General features: G+C 62.9%; 15 protein-coding genes. 3 read left to right on the forward strand and 12 right to left on the reverse strand.

Annotated features, from left to right (window positions below):
• Window positions 1-811: LysR family transcriptional regulator (locus tag VOI29_RS14730; RefSeq protein WP_323780075.1), on the reverse strand; the 811-nt coding region annotated here is incomplete at its 3' end.
• Window positions 812-907: 96 nt separating this feature from the next.
• Here VOI29_RS14730 and VOI29_RS14735 point away from each other — a divergent pair.
• Window positions 908-1,087, forward strand: coding sequence for a hypothetical protein (locus tag VOI29_RS14735; RefSeq protein WP_323780077.1), 180 nt, complete (start codon window positions 908-910; stop codon window positions 1,085-1,087).
• A gap of 269 nt (window positions 1,088-1,356) precedes the next feature.
• Window positions 1,357-2,049 carry a DUF2270 domain-containing protein gene (locus VOI29_RS14740; RefSeq protein ID WP_323780079.1) on the forward strand — a complete coding sequence of 231 codons (693 nt, stop codon included), beginning with the start codon at window positions 1,357-1,359 and terminating at the stop codon, window positions 2,047-2,049.
• A 23-nt stretch (window positions 2,050-2,072) separates the two neighbouring features.
• Here the strand turns inward: VOI29_RS14740 and VOI29_RS14745 are convergent, their stop codons facing one another.
• The 5 genes from VOI29_RS14745 to ccoN all read right to left on the reverse strand — a co-directional run bounded on the left by VOI29_RS14745 (window position 2,073) and on the right by ccoN (window position 6,474).
• Window positions 2,073-2,888, reverse strand: a complete 816-nt coding sequence (locus tag VOI29_RS14745) for a class I SAM-dependent methyltransferase (protein WP_323780081.1) — start codon at window positions 2,886-2,888, stop codon at window positions 2,073-2,075.
• A gap of 142 nt (window positions 2,889-3,030) precedes the next feature.
• Window positions 3,031-3,900 (reverse strand): cytochrome-c oxidase, cbb3-type subunit III, encoded by an 870-nt coding sequence (gene ccoP, locus VOI29_RS14750; protein WP_323780084.1) that lies wholly within the window; start codon window positions 3,898-3,900, stop codon window positions 3,031-3,033.
• Window positions 3,897-4,109, reverse strand: coding sequence for a cbb3-type cytochrome c oxidase subunit 3 (locus VOI29_RS14755; protein WP_323780087.1), 213 nt, complete (start codon window positions 4,107-4,109; stop codon window positions 3,897-3,899). The genes ccoP and VOI29_RS14755 overlap by 4 nt, the downstream gene beginning before the upstream one ends.
• An 11-nt stretch (window positions 4,110-4,120) precedes the next feature.
• Window positions 4,121-4,849 (reverse strand): cytochrome-c oxidase, cbb3-type subunit II, encoded by a 729-nt coding sequence (gene ccoO, locus VOI29_RS14760; RefSeq protein ID WP_323780089.1) that lies wholly within the window; start codon window positions 4,847-4,849, stop codon window positions 4,121-4,123.
• A gap of 14 nt (window positions 4,850-4,863) precedes the next feature.
• Window positions 4,864-6,474 carry a cytochrome-c oxidase, cbb3-type subunit I gene (ccoN, locus tag VOI29_RS14765; RefSeq protein ID WP_323780093.1) on the reverse strand — a complete coding sequence of 537 codons (1,611 nt, stop codon included), beginning with the start codon at window positions 6,472-6,474 and terminating at the stop codon, window positions 4,864-4,866.
• A 204-nt stretch (window positions 6,475-6,678) separates the two neighbouring features.
• Between ccoN and VOI29_RS14770 the strand changes: the two genes are divergently transcribed.
• Complete coding sequence (locus tag VOI29_RS14770) at window positions 6,679-7,518, forward strand: universal stress protein (RefSeq protein WP_323780095.1); 840 nt, start codon at window positions 6,679-6,681, stop codon at window positions 7,516-7,518.
• 82 nt (window positions 7,519-7,600) lie between these two features.
• On the opposite strand, the gene VOI29_RS14775 is transcribed toward VOI29_RS14770, so the two are convergent.
• The 6 genes from VOI29_RS14775 to VOI29_RS14800 all read right to left on the reverse strand — a co-directional run.
• Complete coding sequence (locus VOI29_RS14775; protein WP_323780097.1) at window positions 7,601-7,858, reverse strand: GlsB/YeaQ/YmgE family stress response membrane protein; 258 nt, start codon at window positions 7,856-7,858, stop codon at window positions 7,601-7,603.
• A 288-nt stretch (window positions 7,859-8,146) separates the two neighbouring features.
• Window positions 8,147-8,887 (reverse strand): transcriptional regulator FnrL, encoded by a 741-nt coding sequence (gene fnrL / locus VOI29_RS14780; protein ID WP_323780110.1) that lies wholly within the window; start codon window positions 8,885-8,887, stop codon window positions 8,147-8,149.
• A gap of 495 nt (window positions 8,888-9,382) precedes the next feature.
• Window positions 9,383-10,978, reverse strand: a complete 1,596-nt coding sequence (locus VOI29_RS14785) for an ABC transporter ATP-binding protein (protein WP_323780099.1) — start codon at window positions 10,976-10,978, stop codon at window positions 9,383-9,385.
• A gap of 112 nt (window positions 10,979-11,090) precedes the next feature.
• Complete coding sequence (locus tag VOI29_RS14790) at window positions 11,091-12,197, reverse strand: ABC transporter permease (protein ID WP_323780102.1); 1,107 nt, start codon at window positions 12,195-12,197, stop codon at window positions 11,091-11,093.
• A gap of 3 nt (window positions 12,198-12,200) precedes the next feature.
• Window positions 12,201-13,286: a microcin C ABC transporter permease YejB gene (locus VOI29_RS14795; protein WP_323780105.1), complete on the reverse strand. Its 1,086-nt coding sequence runs from the start codon at window positions 13,284-13,286 to the stop codon at window positions 12,201-12,203.
• A 9-nt stretch (window positions 13,287-13,295) separates the two neighbouring features.
• Window positions 13,296-14,695: extracellular solute-binding protein (locus VOI29_RS14800; protein ID WP_323780108.1), on the reverse strand; the 1,400-nt coding region annotated here is incomplete at its 5' end.

Below are 14,695 nucleotides of genomic sequence, written 5' to 3' on the forward strand. Positions count from 1 at the left end.
CGGGGCGGGTGGCGATATGGTAGCCCCGGTCTTCGCCTTCGGTGAACAGCTCCAGCAGCCGCCCGCAGCACAGATCCTCGGCAACAAACTCCCGCACGCTGACCGCCACCCCCTGGCCCGCCCGCACCGCCTGCATCAGCAGATTTCCGGGCAGCCGGGTGCGCGGCCCGCGCAGCACCCCGGTGACACCGCGCGATTCCAGCCAGCGCGAAGCCTCCGAGGTGCCAAGCTCCTCCAGCCAGGGCAGATCCAGCAAATCCTCCGGGGCGGTCACCTGCCGCCCGTCCAGAAGACTGCCCGCCGCAATCACCACCATCGGCGATTGCAGCAGCATCTCCACCTCCAGCCCCGGCCAGTTGCCGTCGCCGTAGCGGATGGCGATGTCGATCCCGCCCGGCTTCAGCTCGGCAATCTCGCCGCGCGGATCCAGCACCAGATCGATCTCCGGATGCTCCGCCTGGAACCCGGCCAGCCGCGGCATCAGCCAGTGCGCGGCAAACATCGGCGTGCAGGTCACATGCAGCGGCCGGGCGGCCCCCGCGGCAGAGATTTCCTGCACCGCCGCCTCGATCGCGCCGAACCCCAGATGCAGCGCACGGGCCAGATGCTCCCCGTCCGCTGTCAGCGCCAGCGCCCTGCCGCTGCGGTCCAGCAGCGCAGCCCCCAGATGCGCCTCCAGTCCGCGCAGCTGCTGGCTGATGGCGGCGTGGCTGACATTCAAAGCTGCCCCCGCCTGCACCACATTTCCTGTCCCGGCAAAGGCAGAAAAGGCCCTTAGCGCTGTCAATGGCGGCATGTTCAGCCAATCCATATGTAACCCTGCCTTACATGAAGCGATTTTTCTTAACTCGCAAGAATCACCGTTTCCGGCAAGCATATTCCCAGACGCCGGATAGGAGGCACTGAAATGCTGATTGATATCTACGCCCGCTCGATGATGGCCGCCACGCGGCAGGACGGTGCAAGGCTGCGGAATCTGCCTGCGCCCGCCCGCCTGCCGCGCCCTGCAGGCAGGGTCACCCGGCTGATGCGCTGGCTGGCTGCCAAACCGCCGAAAACGCGCTGCAGTCCTCCCCAGAGCACCTGACCCCTGCCCCCTGCCCCTGACCACACGGGAAGACAGAAAAAGCGCCGGTTTTCCAGGAAACGCGCGAACAGATCGGAAAACCGGCGCATGACCCGTTCAGCCTGCACTTCGGCCTTGCGGGGTATCATGCTGCCCAGGCGGGCTGATCTGCCCAGCAGCAATCTCTGTCATCTGCGGTTTTATCCGGTTTGCCGCCGGCAAAATTTGACACCGATCAAAGTTGCGTAAAATATTTGCCCGGTTCCGGTAAAAATCCTACGCTCGCCTTTATGGAAACAGCAAAGACTGAGCAGACAGCCGCCGAAAACCGCGCACCGCTGACCTCGGCCGAAATCGGCGCCCTGGCGCATTTGTACCGGGGGGAGATTTACCGCAGCACGGTCTGGCGCACCCGCCTGGACACCACCACCAACTGGTCGGTGGTCACTCTGGGCGTGGCTCTGTCGATTTCCTTTTCCTCCCCGAACGCCTCGCCGCTGCCGCTGATCCTGGTGGGGGTGCTGATCATCTTCTTCCTGATGCTGGAAGCCCGCCGCTACCGCTATTTCAATGTGTTCCGCGCCCGCGCCCGCTGGATGGAAACGCATTTCTACACCCCGATGCTGATCGAGGGCGATCTGCATCTGGAAAAGCACTGGCAGGATGTGCTGGCCGCCGACTATCTGCGCCCCGAATACCATGTCGGCGTGATGACCGCGATCGGGCGGCGGATCCGGCGCAATTACTTCTGGATCCTGCTGATCCAGTCAATGGCCTATGGCGGCAAGCTGGCGGTGCATCCCGCCGGGGTGCAATCCTGGCAGCAGGCGCTGGACCGGGCCGACATCGGCCCCTTCCCCGGCGAACTGGTGCTGGGAACCGGCGTTTTCTACGTGCTGCTGTGGGGCGGCATCGCCTGGTGGAGCGCCAACACCGACGCCGCCCGCGCCCGCGCGCGCAGCTCGAAAACTTCGATGGGCTGAGGCCTGTACCCGCCTGCGGCACGTCATTTCGCTGTCTTGCCTGCTACCATTGTAAAACTCATCGGCAACTGCGCCTGCCGGTTCTGGTAGACCTCGAACTCTGCTTCCCGGTTGGAATGCGGAAATTCCTCGAACCGGGTGATATCCATCCCGGCATGGATCAGCCCCATTACGATATCGCTCATCTTATAGCTGAACCAGTAAGACGGCGATGCGGATTGTTTGCTTCCGTCATAGGTGATTGCCTGCTTCACCACCGCCGGCGCCTCGCTGAAATAGGAATAGGCCGGCAGATGCGGCTGTTTCGATGTTGGCTCGAACATCTCCAGCACCGGGTGCGTTTCGTAAATCACCAGCCGCCCGCCCGGCCGCAAAAGCCCGGCCACCGCCTGAAAAAACCGGCCCAGGTCGGGCATCCAGTTCAGCACGCCGATGGTGATCACGGCAAAATCAAAATCGCATCGGATGCCGGATGGCAGATCATAGATATCTGCGCATAGGAATTCACAGTCTGATCGGGCGATGCCTTTCAGGATCGCCGCCTGCTTCAGGAACTCCGCCGAATGATCTATCCCCAGGCAGCGCTCTGCTCCGAAGGCGGCCAGAGACAGCGTCTCGCGTCCATTGTTGCAACCGACCTGAACCCCTGAAAGCCCCTGAAGCTCAAGCCCTTCCAGCGTCCGGGTCATCGTTGCGTCAAACGCCGAATACCCGCTCCGGGCAAATCCCGCGGTCAGTTCCTGCCACAGAGCATTGCCCTGATGCAGCCGCGCCGAATCGTCCCAGGCACGGCGATTGGCCGCAACCGCCTGCTCCAATCCTATGTGTTCACCACCCATATCCAGCCCTCGCAATAATTTGATCAAATAATGCGAACGATGCCGAAAGACCGAACTTCGATCAACCCCCGGGAGACTCACCTATGAAAAAGGGCCGCCCGCAGGGCAGCCCTTTCGCTGTTCTTGCAAAACCGGTTCCGGCTTATTCGCCGCCGCCCAGCTGATGCACATAGGCCGAGACCGCCCGGATCTGCGCCTCGGTCAGGCGGCTGTTCCAGGCCGGCATCACGCCATAGCGCGCATTGGTCACGGTCTCGGTCAGGCTGGCATAATCGCCGCCGTACAGCCAGATCGCATCGGCCAGGTTCGGCGCGCCCTGGCTGCGGTCGCCGGTGCCGTCCCCGGCGTGGCAGGAGGCGCAGTTGTCGGCAAAGACAACCGATCCGGCCGCAACCTGGGACCCATCCTGCGCTTCACCCGACAGCGACATCACGGAGTTCACCACCTGAGAGATCTCTTCTTTCTCAAGCAGTTCGTCGCGGCCAAAGGCGGGCATTTCGGAATAGCGCGCATCATCGCTGTCCTCATTGCGGATGCCGTGGGTGATGGTGGCGTGGATCTCCTCCACCGAACCGCCCCACAGCCAGTCGTCATCCAGCAGGTTCGGATAGCCCTTGGCACCCGCCGCACCAGAGCCGTGGCACTGGGCGCACCAGGTCTTGAAGACGGCAGACCCCGCCGACACCGCATAGGCGTTCAGCCCGGCATCCCCTGCTATGGCTGTCAGATCAGTCGCTTCCAGCTTGGCATTGACCGGCGCGTTGGCCTCTTCCACCGCAAGGATCTCTGCCGCCGCGTCAGCCCGGGTCGACCAGCCCAGCACCCCGGCAGTGGCGCCGTTGATCAGCGGCCAGGCCGGATAGGCCACAGTGTACAGCACACCCCAGATGATGGTGGCGTAGAAGGTCCACAGCCACCAGCGCGGCATCGGGTTGTCGAATTCCTCGATCCCGTCCCACTCATGGCCGGTGGTGTTCGGATCGCCTTCGAACTTTTGCGGTTTCTTGCTCATGTCCTCGCCTCCTTGGTCCCGGCGGGTTTGACTGCATCTTTCCGGGGCGCCGGTGCGTCAACATGCCGGAACGGGATGTCGGCGGTGTCCTTGTAGACCTTGGTGCTGCCCGGGCGGAACGCCCAGACCACGACACCGATGAAGAAGGTGAACAGAAACAGCAGCATCCAGCTGTCCGCGAATTGCCTGAGGAGCGTATAGAATTCCATCTTTGCCTCCGTTACCGGCTTGCGTCCGGGGTGAAGGTCGAGAAATCGACCAGCGTGCCCATCATCTGCAGATAGGCGATCAGCGCATCGGCCTCGGACACCCCTGGCTGGCCGTCGAAGTTGCGCACGTTGACCTTCTCGCCGTAACGCTCCAGCAGCCCGTCATAATCGCTGTCGGGATCTGCCTGGGCGCGGAAGTCGGCCTGCGCGGCCTCGACCATCGCCTCCGTGTAGGGGGTGCCCAGCAGCGCGTTGGTGGCCATCACATCGCCGATGTATCTGCCATCAATGCGCGTCTCCTCGAGGAAGCCGTATTTCGGCATCACCGATTCCGGCACCACCGCCTGCGGGTCACGCAGGTGGTCCACATGCCACTCGTCCGAGTAGCGGCCGCCGACGCGGGCCAGATCCGGCCCGGTCCGCTTGGAGCCCCACTGGAACGGCCGGTCGTACATCGACTCGGCCGCCAGCGAATAATGGCCGTAGCGTTCGACTTCGTCCCGCATCGGGCGGATCATCTGGCTGTGGCAGACATAGCAGCCCTCGCGGATGTAGATGTCGCGGCCAGCGAGCTCCAGCGGGGTGTAAGGGCGCATGCCCTCCACCTTCTCGATGGTGTTTTCCAGGTAGAACAGCGGCGTGATCTGCACCAGCCCGCCGATGGTCACCACCAGGAAGCTGAAGATCAGCAACAGGGTCGCGTTGGTCTCGAGGATCTTGTGTTTGTCGATAATGGACATAGCTGCCTGGCTCCTTATTCAGCCGGGACCGGAACCGTCAGGCTGGCTTCTTTGGCCGGCGCCTTACGGACAGTCATCCACAGGTTGTAGCACATGATGATCGCCCCGGTCAGGAACATCACCCCGCCCAAGCCCCGCACCACATACATCGGGAACTTCGCGGCCACGGTGTCGGCAAAGGAGTTCACCAGGAAGCCGTTGGCATCCACTTCACGCCACATCAGGCCTTCCATGATCCCGGTCACCCACATCGACGCGGCGTAAAGCACGATACCGATCGTGGCGAGCCAGAAGTGCCAGCTGACCAGGTTGAGCGAATAGAGTCGCTCGCGCTTCCACAGCACCGGCACCAGATAGTACAGCGCGCCAAAGGTGATCATGCCGTTCCAGCCCAAAGCGCCGGAATGCACGTGGCCGATGGTCCAGTCGGTGTAATGCGACAGCGAGTTCACCGCGCGGATCGACATCATCGGGCCCTCGAATGTGGTCATGCCGTAAAAGCCGACCGAGATCACCATCATCCGGATCACCGGGTCGGTGCGCAGCTTGTCCCAGGCGCCTGACAGGGTCATCAGGCCGTTGATCATGCCGCCCCAGCTGGGCATCCACAGGATCACCGACATCACCATGCCCAGGGTCGAGGCCCAGTCCGGCAGGGCGGTGTAATGCAGGTGGTGCGGACCGGCCCAGATATAAAGGAAGATCAGCGCCCAGAAGTGGATGATCGACAGCTTGTAGCTGAACACCGGACGCTCTGCCTGTTTCGGGATGAAGTAATACATCATCCCCAGGAAGCCCGCAGTCAGGAAGAAGCCCACGGCGTTGTGGCCGTACCACCACTGGATCATCGCATCCTGCACGCCCGGCCACACGATCACCGACTTGGAGCCCCAGATCGACACCGGAATGGTCATGTTGTTGATCAGGTGCAGCATCGCCACGGTGACGATGAAGGACAGGTAGAACCAGTTTGCCACATAGATATGCGGCTCCTTGCGCTTGATGAGGGTGCCCAGGAACACCGCCAGATAGGCAACCCAGACCACAGTCAACCACAGGTCGACGTGCCATTCCGGCTCGGCATATTCCTTGGACTGGGTGGCGCCGAACAGATAGCCGGTTGCCGCCAGCACGATGAACAGCTGATAGCCCCAGAACACGAACCACGCCAGGTTGCCGCCCCACAGCCGCGCGGCGCTGGTCCGCTGCACAACATAAAAGGAGGTCGCGATCAGCGCGTTGCCGCCAAAGGCAAAGATCACTGCCGAAGTGTGCAGCGGACGCAGGCGGCCGAAATTGGCAAAGCCCTGCGCCCACTCGAAATTCAGCGCCGGAAAGGCCAGTTGGAACGCAATGAAGGTTCCGGCCAGAAACCCGACCACGCCCCAGACGGCGGTGGCAATTGCACCAGCGCGGATCACGCTGTCGAAATACTCATTTTCCAGGCCAGCAACTGCCGGTTCCGGCTCGTTGGTCTGGCGCAAAGTATAAAGGAACAGGCCGCCGGCCACCATCATCACGATGATCGCATGCACCTGGTAAGCCAGATCCCGCGCGTAATTGGAACCGATCATCGCAAACAGCGTGACCAGACCAAGCGCTATCAGCTTGATATAGTTAGACATCTTGCGTCCCTTCACCATGCCCCCGCGAATCCTGCCGATACGGGGACGTTATTAGACCGCGCCCTTCATGCAGACGCCGCATCTTCGCTGCCTTGATCTGCATCAAGACATCTTCGAGCAACATGTGACACTTCTGCCTGTGTATCGAAATTCTCTGCACCGCAGCTGTCCGGGCTGCGCCGCATCATCTGACGAGAGGTGCCAATGTCCTACAAGTCCTTGCTTACCATTCTCACAGCTGCAGAAACGGCTGCGGCGCCTTTGGCGCAGATTACGGCCCTGGCCGAAGACTTCGGCGCCCATGCCGATGCGCTCTGCCTTGGTGTCGACCGCACTCAGACAGGATATTATTACGCAGGCGCCAATGCCTTGGTGCTGCAGGAAACCCTGGCCCGTGCCCAGGAAGAGGCTGAACAGGTTGAGGCCCAGGCACAAGCGGCACTGCAGCAGGCAGGGGTGCCCTATGGCACCGACAGCGGTGTAGCGCAGATCGCGGACCTCGGCCGCCATGTGGCGCGCCAGGCCCGGTTTTCCGATCTGGTGGTGCTGGGCAAGCCTTATGGCCCGGGCACGCGCGCCGAGGCCGAACCGATTGTCGAAGCCGCCCTGTTCGAGGGCCGCGCCCCGGTGCTGGTGGTGCCCGCCAAAGCCGCGCCGATGCGGCGGCCCAAAACTGTTCTGGTGGCCTGGAACGAAAGCATCGAGGCGATGACCGCGATTCGCAGGGCGATGCCGTTCCTGACCGGCGCCGATCTGGTGCGCATCGCCGTGATCGACCCGCCGCAGCACGGGCCCGAACGCTCCGACCCCGGCGGCCTGCTGGCGCAGATGCTGTCCCGCCACGGGGCCACTTGCGAAATCGATGTGCTCAGCAAGACGCTGACCCGGGTGTCGGACGTGCTGAACCGCCATGCGGCAGACACCGCCGCCGATCTGATCGTGATGGGCGCCTACGGCCATTCCCGCTTCCGCGAGGCGATCCTTGGCGGTGCCACCCGCAACATGCTGGAGCAGGCCACGGTGCCGGTGCTGATGGCCCATTGACGGCCCGGCCAGGCTTCAGCCCTGCCGGTCACATAAAAGGCGCCCTCAAAGGCGCCTTTTGCAGCCGGTTGCCCCCTGTGCTTCAGCGGGTCTTGCGGATCAGGCTGATAAGGAACAGCAGGATCACCGCGCCGATGGTGGCATGGATCAGCGACCAGAAAAAGCCGCCGCCGGCAGCAAACCCCAGCGCCGGAAAGATCAGGCCCGCCAGAAAGGCGCCAACGACGCCGACGATGATATTGCCAAGGATGCCAAAACCGCGCCCTTGCATGATCTTGCCGGACAGCCAGCCGGCCAGCGCCCCGACGATCAGCATCCCGATCAAGCTTCCAAACTGCATTTCCGCCTCCATTCGTTGTGATGGTGCCAGTAGACCACAACCGCAGCGCCAGGTCACCTGCAGGCGCGGGAGAGCCCCCGCCGCGCGGGAGCTGGACGAGCCTGCCGGCGCTTTCCGCAACAGATGGCCCTCAACGCCCTGGACGCGGAGGCTGCCGGAATTCATTTCGGCCTTTGATCATATCCACGCCGCGCTCCGCCACCTGCGCGAAGCAGAGCAACCCGGCGGCACAGGCTGCGCGACGGCTGATCGGAAACGGCTGGGGGAGTGCGGGCATATGCGGCGGCCTCAGCCGGGGAAACCGCCGTCGCTGTCGTCGCCGGCTTCTTCCATCAGCAAGTGCATATCGGGCACCGTGACGTGGCGCTTGCCTTCCAGCTCGATGACCCCGTCCCGTTTCAGGGCCGATATCTGGCGGCTGACGGTCTCCAGCGTCAGGCCCAGGTAATCCGCCATCGCCTCGCGGGTCAGCGGCAGGTCGAACACCATCCTGTTGGTGGCACCGCGCGGTGTCAGCGAGGCATCGCGGCGGGCAATGATCAACAGCAGGCTGGCAATCTTCTCGCGCGCGGTCTTGCGGCCCAGCACCAGCATCCACTCGCGGGCTGCGTCCAGCTCGTCCAGCGTCATCTGCAGCAGCCGGTTGGCGATATGCGGAGTGCGCTCCATCAGCTCTTCAAACGGTTTCCTGCGGAAGCAGCACATCACCACATCAGTGGTCGCAGCCACATCATAGGCCGCGACTTCGCGGCCCGGCCGGCCGACAAAATCGCTGGGCAGCAGCAGGCCCACCATCTGGGTGCGCCCGTCCTCCATCGTCTGGGTCAGAGAGGCAATGCCTGACACAACCGAGCCGACAAAGGTCATCACGTCGCCGGACCAGATGATCGGCTGCCCGGCCTCATAGGTGCGGTAGTATTTGATCGCATCCAGCTCATTCAGCTCATCCGCGTTGCAGCGCGCGCAAACCGCGCGGTGGCGGATCGGGCAGTCGCCGCATCTGGTCTGTGACAATGCTGGAGCGTTCATCAGCGGATCCCGGTTGATCTGGGTCAAGGCTTGCCCAGGCTGGCCTGCCTAAAGCTAAAGGAATGGACCGAAAACCTCAATTGGCCGGATTCGGATTATTCGACGCCATAGTGCCGCGCTATACAAGCAACCCGCCCGCGGCGCATTTCGCAAACGCGGTGGTTCCGGTCCGGTTTTCCAATTGGGTGTCAAAGGTCAGCCCCAGCAGCAGTATTTCACTGTACCTGCATGTGCCAGTCTGCAGCAAACTGTGCTGGTTCTGCGCCGGCAGCCTCTCCCGCCGGCCGCCAAGGTCCGCCCGGCATCAGCCGGAGGGGTCTGCGGGCGCGGGAGTCTTCCGCTGGGTCCGGTGCGGCGCGGATAGGTCAGCAACTCTGCCGCAATGTTTCGCGCGCGAAACATTCGGTCAACAGGGCTGCCGCAATTTATGGGCGTTGCGCAGGCCGCGCGCGCATAGATGCTGCAAAGCCTGCCACAATGTTACCCAGAGGCGGGTTAACCCGCCGCCGCCAGCAGCCTGCGGGTGTACTCTGCCTGCGGGTTGGTGAACAATTCCTCGGCCGATCCGGTCTCCACCACGTCGCCTTGGTTCATCACCACCACCTTGTGCGACATCGCCCGCACCACATTCAAATCGTGGCTGATGAACAGATAGGCCAGCCCGTAGCGCGCCTGCAGATCCCGCAGCAGTTCCACAATCTGCACCTGCACCGTCATGTCCAAGGCCGAGGTCGGTTCGTCCAGCACCACCAGCTTGGGGCGCAGCACCATGGCGCGGGCGATGGCAATGCGCTGACGCTGGCCGCCGGAGAACTCATGCGGGTAGCGGTCCATCGCGGCCGGATCCAGGCCGACCTCCCGCATCACCCCGGCGACCAGTTCGCGGGGCTTGCGGTGCTGATCGACCTTGTGAATCGCCAGCCCCTCGGAGATGATCTGGGCGCAGGTCATCCGCGGGCTGAGCGAGCCGAAGGGGTCCTGGAACACGATCTGCATGTCCTTGCGCAGACGGCGCAGGTCGCGGGTGGACCATTGGCGCAGATCCTGGCCCTGAAAGGTGACCGCCCCCTCGGACGCGATCAGCCGCATGATGGCCAGCGCCAGCGTGGTCTTGCCGGAGCCGCTTTCACCGACGATGCCAAGGGTTTCGCCGGCCTGCACCGAGAGGGACATCGGGTTCACCGCCTTCACATGGCCCACTGTGCGTTTCAGCAGGCCCTTCTGGATCGGAAACCAGACTTTCAGGTTCTGCGCTGCCACCAGTTCCCGGGCGCCCGCGGGCACCGGCGGCGGCGTTCCCGACGGCTCAGCCGCCAGCAGTTTCCGGGTGTAGGGGTGCTGCGGGCTGGCAAAGATTTCTGCCGCCGGGCCTTCCTCGACAATTTCGCCGTCCTTCATCACGCAGACCCGGTCGGCAATGCGGCGCACGATGCCCAGGTCATGGGTGATGAACAAAAGCCCCATGCCTTCGCTTTCTTTGAGGCCGGCCAAAAGGTCGAGGATCTGCGCCTGGATGGTCACATCCAGCGCCGTTGTCGGCTCATCCGCGATCAGGATGTCGGGTTTGTTGGCCAGCGCCATGGCGATCATCACCCGCTGCCGCTGACCGCCCGACAGCTGGTGCGGATAGGCGCTGAGCCGGCTTTCCGCATCGCGGATGCCGACCTTGTTCAGGAGTTCCAGAATACGCTCCCGCGCCGCGCGGCCCGCCAGCCCCTGATGCAGGGCGATGGATTCTTCCAGCTGCCGTTCGATGGTGTGCAGCGGGTTGAGCGAGGTCATCGGCTCCTGAAAGATGAAGCTGATGTCATTGCCGCGGACCTGCATCAGGTGCTTTTCATCGGCGCCGACCATCTCGTGCCCGTCATAGGTGACCGAGCCTTCGACCCTGGCGCTGTCGCCCAGCAGCGAGACTGTGGAGAGCGCCGAGACCGATTTGCCTGAGCCCGACTCGCCCACCAGCGCCACGGTTTCGCCGCGGTCCACCGAGAAGGAGACGCCGCGCACGGCTTCGGTGATCTTGCCGTCCTGGCGGAAGGAGACGCGAAGGTTCCGGACGTTCAGGAGGGGCGTGGAGTTAGCGCTGCTCATTATTCTTTATCGTCCCGGTTGGTCCGCTTTGTGCTTGGGGCGCTTGCGGCCCGGGCTGCGCCTGCCTGCCCCCAGGCAGGCTTCGCCCAATTGCAGCGCTCAGCAAACAGCATCATGAAAACGTCTTTCTCGGATCAAACGCATCGCGCACGCCTTCGAAAATGAAGACCAAGAGCGACAGCATGATGGCAAAGGTGAAGAAGGCGGTGAAGGCGAGCCAGGGCGCCTCCAGGTTCTGCTTGGCCTGCAAGGTCAGCTCGCCCAGGGACGGCGCCGAGGACGGCAGGCCGAAGCCGAGGAAATCCAGCCCCGCCAGCGCCGAGATGGTGCCGGTGACGATGAAGGGCAGCATGGTCAGCGTTGCCACCATCGCATTGGGCAGCATGTGGCGGAACATGATGGTCGTATTGCCGACCCCCAGTGCCTTGGCGGCACGGACGTATTCCAGATTGCGGGCGCGCAGGAACTCGGCCCGCACCACCCCGACCAGCGCGGTCCAGCCGAACAGGATCATCAGGAACACCAAAAGCCAGAAACCGCGCCCCAGGATCGCAAACATGATGATGATCACATAAAGCGTCGGGGTGGAGCTCCAGATCTCGATCACCCGCTGGAACACCAGATCCACCCAGCCGCCGAAAAAGCCCTGCACCGCACCGGCCAGGATGCCCAGAACGGTTGCGGCACCGGTCACGATCAGGGTGAACAGGATCGACAGGCGGAAGCCGTGGATCACCCGCGCCAGCACGTCGCGTTTGGTGTCATCGGTGCCCAACAGGTTCTGGCGATTGGGCGGCAGCGGTGCCGCGCCGGGCCGGTCGACGGTGGTGTTGAAGCTGTAAGGGATCACCGGCCACAACGTCCAGCCTTTCTGAAAACCATCCGCGGCATAGGTGCCTGCGGCGATCTCCTCCAGAATGGTTCCGGGTTCGTCAAAGCAATCCTCGATGCCGCCGGAGCGGATCAGGCATTCGACCTCCGGATCGCTGTAGATCGCCTCGGTCTGGAAATCGCCGCCGAACTCTGTCTCCGGATAGAATTTGAACACCGGCGTGTAGATCCCGCCGCGGTAGCTCACCAGGATTGGTTTGTCGTTGGCGATGAACTCGGCAAACAGCGAGAGCGTGAACAGCACGGAGAAAATGATCAGCGACCAGAAGGCGCGTTTGTTCTTGCGGAAATTGTTCCAGCGGCGCTGGTTCAGGGGGGAAAGCGCCATCCTTCAGCCCTCCCGCTTTTCAAAGTCGATGCGCGGGTCGACCAGCACATACATCAGGTCGGAAATGATGCCGACCACCAGGCTCATCAGGCCGAAGATGAACAGGGTGCCGAAAATCACCGGGTAGTCGCGCGCCACTGCGGCCTCGAACCCGAGCCGGCCGAGGCCGTCGAGCGAGAAGATCGTCTCGATGATCAGCGAACCGGAAAAGAAGATGCCGATAAAGACCGACGGGAAGCCGGCGATCACGATCAGCATCGCGTTGCGGAACACATGGCCGTACAGCACCCGGTTCTCGCTGAGGCCCTTGGCGCGGGCGGTCATCACATATTGCTTCTTGATCTCGTCCAGAAAGGAGTTCTTGGTCAGCAGCGTCAGCGTCGCAAAGGCGCCGATGGTCGAGGCCAGCACCGGCAGCGCGATGTGCCAGAAATAATCGCCGATCTTGCCGATCAGGCTCAGCTCATGCCAATTGTCCGAGGTCAGCCCGCGCAGCGGGAAGATCTGCCAGTAGGAACCGCCGGCAAACAGAACCAGCAGCATGATGGCAAACAGGAACGACGGGATCGCATAGGCGGCGATGATGAAACCGCTGGTCAAGGTGTCAAAGCGCGAGCCGTCGCGCAGCGCCTTGCGGATGCCCATCGGGATCGAGATCATATAGGCGATCAGCGTCGACCACAGACCCAATGAGACCGAGACCGGCATTTTCTCCAGCACCAGGTCGATGACGTCGATCTTGCGGAAATAGCTCTCGCCGAAATCAAACCGCGCATAGTTGCCGAGCATCGTCAGGAAACGCTCCAGCGGCGGCTTGTCGAGACCGAACTGCTGCTGCAATTCCTCGATCAGCTCCGGCGGCAAACCCTGGCGGCCGGCATAGTTTTCATTGGCGCTGATCGCCTCGGTGCCGGTATCGCCGCCGCCGCCGGCAAAGCCTTCGAACACATCGCCGCCGCCTTCCAGCTGGGCGATGATCTGTTCCACCGGGCCGCCGGGCACAAATTGCACCAGCGCAAAGTTCACCAGCAGGATACCGAACAGCGTCGGGATCACCAAAAGCAGGCGTCGAAGAATATAGGCTGCCATGTCAGGTCCTTACCGCAGCGCACCGGCGGCTTTAAGCTCCGCCTCGCGGGCAGCATCAATCCACCACAGGTCCAGGATGCCGGTGTCATAAGGCGGCAGGTTTTCCGGGTGGCGGTACATGTCCCAATAGGCAATCCAGTTCACATCCAGATACCAGGCCGGCACCATGAACCGCTTGGCCCGCAGCACCCGGTCCAAGGCGCGGGCATTGGCGCGCAGCTCTTCTTGCGTCTTGGCGTTGACGATGTTGCCGATCAGCGCATCCACTGCCGGATCGGCCAGCCCCGCCGGGTTGAACACCGAATACTCATGCGCCTCGGAGCCGAAGTACTGGTACAGGCCGGTCGAAGGCTCCAGCGACATCGGATAGGCGGAGGAAATGATATCGAATTCCTTTTCCCGGCGGCGGCTGGTGTATTGGGCGTAATCGACCCGGTTCAGCATTGCATCCACGCCCATGGTGCGCAGGTTGGTGACATAGGGCTGCACGATGCGTTCGATGGTCGGGCTGTCGGCGAGGAATTCGACCTTCAGCACCTCGCCATCCGCATTGCGGCGCAGCCCGTCATCACCAACGGCCCAGCCGGCCTCGTCCAGCAGCTTCATCGCCCGGCGCAGGTTCTTGCGGTCGCCCGGGCGGGACGCCCCGGAGCTATGCGCCATCACCGGTTCCGAAGTCAGAATCGACGGGTCGATCTGATCGCCGAGCGCCTCCAGCACCGCTTTCTCGCGGCCTTCTGGCAGGCCTTCCGCCTGCAGCGGCGAATCCTGCCAGAAGGAGGAACGGTGGCGGAACAGCCCGTATTGCAGGCTTTCGTTGGTCCATTCGAAATTAAACCCCAGCTGCAGCGCCTCGCGGACGCGGATGTCCTGGAACTTGGGCTTCAGCAGGTTCATCACAAATCCGTTGGCCGCGGGCACATTGCCGTCGGGGATTTCGCCCTTGATCACCTGGCCCTTGTCCACCGCGGCAAAGTCATAAGCCGTCGCCCAGCTTTTTGAGTTGTTCTCGGGCCGCAGGGTGTACACGCCGGCCTTGAACCCCTCCATCGCGGCGATCGCGTCGCCGAAATATTCGACCCGGATACGGTCGTAGTTGTGACGGCCGGCGTTCACATTCAGCCCTGCGCCCCAATAGTCCGGGTTCCGCTTGTAGATGATGCGCTGGTTCACCTCGGCGCTGTCCAGGACATAAGGGCCAGAGCCGATGCCGGGATCCAGCCGCGGTTCGTCCAGTCGGCGGTTTTCGGGATCTGCCTCGAACCACGCCTTGGAGAACACCGGCGTGCCCGCCACCTGGCTGATCATTGCCCGGCGCGGAAAATCAGGCGAGAAGTGGAATTTGACCCGGTGCGGGCCCAGCGCTTCGGCCTTGGGGATCCGCATCAGCAGGTGATCGGGGTCGTATT

The sequence above is a fragment of the Leisingera sp. genome, assembly GCF_034669605.1.
Taxonomy (GTDB): domain Bacteria; phylum Pseudomonadota; class Alphaproteobacteria; order Rhodobacterales; family Rhodobacteraceae; genus Leisingera.

What these genes read in the sequence shown, in the direction of transcription:
- VOI29_RS14735 (WP_323780077.1), top strand. Translation starts at nt 908, where the DNA reads ATGCTGATTGATATCTACGCCCGCTCGATGATGGCCGCCACGCGGCAG.
- VOI29_RS14740 (WP_323780079.1), top strand. Translation starts at nt 1,357, where the DNA reads ATGGAAACAGCAAAGACTGAGCAGACAGCCGCCGAAAACCGCGCACCG.
- VOI29_RS14745 (WP_323780081.1), bottom strand. Translation starts at nt 2,888, where the DNA reads ATGGGTGGTGAACACATAGGATTGGAGCAGGCGGTTGCGGCCAATCGC.
- ccoP (WP_323780084.1), bottom strand. Translation starts at nt 3,900, where the DNA reads ATGAGCAAGAAACCGCAAAAGTTCGAAGGCGATCCGAACACCACCGGC.
- VOI29_RS14755 (WP_323780087.1), bottom strand. Translation starts at nt 4,109, where the DNA reads ATGGAATTCTATACGCTCCTCAGGCAATTCGCGGACAGCTGGATGCTG.
- ccoO (WP_323780089.1), bottom strand. Translation starts at nt 4,849, where the DNA reads ATGTCCATTATCGACAAACACAAGATCCTCGAGACCAACGCGACCCTG.
- ccoN (WP_323780093.1), bottom strand. Translation starts at nt 6,474, where the DNA reads ATGTCTAACTATATCAAGCTGATAGCGCTTGGTCTGGTCACGCTGTTT.
- VOI29_RS14770 (WP_323780095.1), top strand. Translation starts at nt 6,679, where the DNA reads ATGTCCTACAAGTCCTTGCTTACCATTCTCACAGCTGCAGAAACGGCT.
- VOI29_RS14775 (WP_323780097.1), bottom strand. Translation starts at nt 7,858, where the DNA reads ATGCAGTTTGGAAGCTTGATCGGGATGCTGATCGTCGGGGCGCTGGCC.
- fnrL (WP_323780110.1), bottom strand. Translation starts at nt 8,887, where the DNA reads ATGAACGCTCCAGCATTGTCACAGACCAGATGCGGCGACTGCCCGATC.
- VOI29_RS14785 (WP_323780099.1), bottom strand. Translation starts at nt 10,978, where the DNA reads ATGAGCAGCGCTAACTCCACGCCCCTCCTGAACGTCCGGAACCTTCGC.
- VOI29_RS14790 (WP_323780102.1), bottom strand. Translation starts at nt 12,197, where the DNA reads ATGGCGCTTTCCCCCCTGAACCAGCGCCGCTGGAACAATTTCCGCAAG.
- VOI29_RS14795 (WP_323780105.1), bottom strand. Translation starts at nt 13,286, where the DNA reads ATGGCAGCCTATATTCTTCGACGCCTGCTTTTGGTGATCCCGACGCTG.